Genomic DNA, 3,202 nt, shown 5'->3' on the forward strand with positions numbered 1-3,202 from the left:
CCCGCTGGCGCTCGACGCCGTGGCGGCCCGCCTGGACGACCTGCTGCCGGACCACCTGCGCCCCGCGCTGCTGGCCCGCTCGCCCGTCCCGGTCGGCGCGGACGCGCTGACCCGCCTGGCGGACGCCGCCCGGCGATCCGACTCCGACCGCTTCGCGCTGTCCCCCGACGGCGCCGTCGAGCCCATTGAGTGAGGTGGAGCCATGTCAGCACCGGTGAAGGACGACGTGAGGGACAAGGTCGCCGACTACCTGGAGGCCGCGCTGGGCAAACCGGTCGACCTCGGGGCGCTGCCCGACGACGCGCCGCTGGGCGTGCTCGGCCTCGACTCGCTCACCACCATCGGCGTGCTCGTCGCGCTGCTGGAGGACGCGGGCGTCGACCTCGGCGAGTACGCCGACTCGCTGGTCACCCCCAGCACCCTCGGCGACCTGTACGCGCTCGCCGACCAGTTCGCGGCCGACCCCGAACCGGCGGCAGGCGCCGAGGCCCAGACCCTGGAGGAGACCGGGATGACCGGCGAACAGCGCTCCCAGCTCGACTTCTACCGGGACAAGCTCGCCTACGAGATCGACTCCGCCGACCTGGCGGACGCGCTCGCCGCGGGCCAGGACATCGTCGTGGTCGACGGCCGCGGCAGCGAGTCCTACGCGCACGAGCACATCCCCGGCGCGATCAGCGTCCCGCACCGCTCCATCTCCCAGGAGTCGCTGTCCGGGCTGTCCAAGGCCCCGCTGTACGTCGCCTACTGCGACGGCGTCGGCTGCAACGCCTCCACCAAGACCGCCGTCAAGCTGGCCACGGCCGGGTTCCGGGTCAAGGAGCTGATCGGCGGACTCGACTGGTGGAAGCGGGACAACCACCCCACCGAGGGACACGCGGGCAGGCGGTCCGAACCCACCGGCGCGGCCTGCGGCTGCGCGGGCTAGGCGCGTGATCCCGTGGCACCGGACCGAGAAGAGGGCGGGAGAGTCGTGAGCGCACCGGAGTCGACCAGCACACCGGAGTCGGACTGGGACGTCGTGGTCGTCGGGGGGAGCATCGCGGGCTGCGCCACCGCGATCCGCTTCAGCCGGATGGGGCACCGCGTCGCGCTGCTGGACCGCAAGACCATGGACGACGGGCACCACAAGCGCCTGTGCACCCACTTCATCCAGCCGCACGCCGTGCCGCTCCTGGCGGGCCTCGGCCTGGAGCACCTCTACGGCCCCGAGTGGTCCGTGCGCACCAAGGCCGTGTTCGTCACCCCCGGCGGCGTCGTGGAGGGACCGGGGCTGAGCTACGACCCCGACCAGCCCGGCGCGCACGCGCTCAACCTGGAGCGGCGGGTGCTCGACCCCGCCCTGCGCGAGTCCGCGCGCCGCCACGGCGTCGAGTACCTGGACGGCACGGGCGTCGAGTCGATCGGCCGGGACGGCCCGGACTGGGTCCTGGAGACCAACGCCGACACCGACGGCGGCCGGGGCCCGCGCCGCTTCCGCGCCCGCCTGGTGGTCGCCGCCGACGGCCGCCGCTCCCGGCTGGCCAAGGAGCTGGGCAACCCCGCCGAGAGCCGCCCGAACGAGCGCGCCGCCCTGTTCGGCTACTTCACGGGCATCACCACCCGCGCCGACCAGCGGTCGGTGTTCGTCATGCACGAGCGCGACCTGGCCTGCACCTACCCGCTCCCCGGCGGCCGGACCCAGCTGGTCCTGTTCGCCGACAAGGCGCGCGTCGAGGGCTGGGGCGGCGCGGACAGCAGGATGCGGGAGTTCCTCGCCTACTTCGACGGCCTGCCCGACGCGCCGTCCACGGCGGGCGCCGTCCCCGAGGGCGGGCTGCTCGGCTACACCGACTACCCGAGCCTGCTGCGCGAGCCGGTGGTCGACTCGGTGCCGTTCGTCGGCGACGCCGCGCTCTCGCTCGACCCCATGAGCGGCGTCGGCTGCGGCTTCGCGCTGGCCTCCGCCGACCTGCTGGCGAACTCCTTCGCCGACCGGTCGCTGGACGGCGCCGACCGCGAGGCGGGGCTCGCCGAGTACCGCGAGCGCTACTCGCGGGTCCTGCTCCCGCACGCCGAGGGCATCTGCGTCGACTCGCTGGTCGGCAAGGACGAGACCTCCCGGCGCAGGATGTTCGAGACCATCAGCGCGGACCCCGAGCTGAGCCGGCGGTACCTGGCCCTCACCGGTCGCATGACGCTGCCCGCCGAGTTCCAGCGGCTCTTCATGCGGGCGCTGATGACCCGGCGTCGGCCAGCGGTGAAGCGCTAGCGCCCGAGCGGCGGAAGAACCCGAGAAACGGTGGACATGAGCACTCCCAACCCCTCCATCCTGGTCGGCGTGCTGAGCGGCGTCGGCGCGAACCTGCTCTGGGGACTGGCGTTCCTGATGCCGGTGCTGCTCCCGGACTCCGACTCCGTCGCGCTCGCGCTGGGCCGGTACCTCGTCTACGGGCTGGTGTCGGTCGGCATCGCGCTCGCCACGCGGGGCGCGGGGATGCGCGGGCTCGACCGGGGGGTGTGGCTCACGGCGGCGCTGTTCGCCTTCGCGGGGCACCTGGGCTACTACTTCTTCCTGGTGCAGGGCATCACGCACACCGGGGCCCCCATCACCACGGTGATCATCGGGACGCTCCCGGTGACCGTCGCGGTGACCGGCAACCTGGTGCGCAGGGAGTTCCCGTTCTCCCGCCTGCTGCTGCCGCTCGGGTTCATCGTCGTCGGCCTGGTGCTGGTCAACCTCGTGGAGGTCGACTGGGACACCGCGCTCGGCGACCGCTCCGGCCTCAACTGGGCGATCGGCATCGGGTCGGCGCTGGTGGCGCTGGCGCTGTGGACCTCGTACGCGGTCGCCAACGCCAGCTTCCTGCGCCGCCACCCCGAGATCTCGCCGACCGGCTGGTCGACGCTCATGGGCGTGTGCACGCTGGGCCTGTCGCTGCTCGCCCTGCCGGTCGCCGCGCTCTCCGGCGGCGTGCGCGTCGGCTCGGGCGACGCGCTGCTCCCGCTGGTGGCGGGCAGCGCGGTGCTGGGCGTGCTCGTCTCCTGGGTCGGGACGGTGCTGTGGAACCGCTCGTCCGGGCTCGTGCCGATCTCCATCGCCGGGCAGCTGGTCGTCATCCAGGTGGTCGCCGGGCTGGTCTACGTCTTCGCCTGGGACGGCCGCGTCCCGCCGCTGCCGGAGCTGGCCGGGATCGCGCTGATCATCGGCGGCGTGCTGCTG

At 73.6% G+C, this 3,202-nt stretch carries 3 protein-coding genes and 1 pseudogene; all 4 read left to right on the top strand.

Going from position 1 to position 3,202, the window contains the following annotated elements:
• Positions 1-193: pseudogene (locus ACTUAL_RS00230) on the top strand (amino acid adenylation protein); the annotation flags it as partial.
• 9 nt (positions 194-202) lie between these two features.
• The gene (locus ACTUAL_RS00235; protein WP_440898835.1) at positions 203-928 is read left to right on the top strand and encodes a rhodanese-like domain-containing protein; all 726 of its coding nucleotides are present in this window, start codon (positions 203-205) and stop codon (positions 926-928) included.
• 45 nt (positions 929-973) lie between these two features.
• On the top strand, positions 974-2,251 hold the full coding sequence (locus ACTUAL_RS00240) for an NAD(P)/FAD-dependent oxidoreductase (protein ID WP_440898836.1): 1,278 nt from the start codon (positions 974-976) through the stop codon (positions 2,249-2,251).
• Between the two features lie 36 nt (positions 2,252-2,287).
• A partial coding sequence (locus ACTUAL_RS00245; RefSeq protein WP_440898837.1) for a DMT family transporter occupies positions 2,288-3,202 on the top strand: 915 nt, incomplete at its 3' end.

It is taken from the genome of Actinosynnema sp., assembly GCF_052038725.1.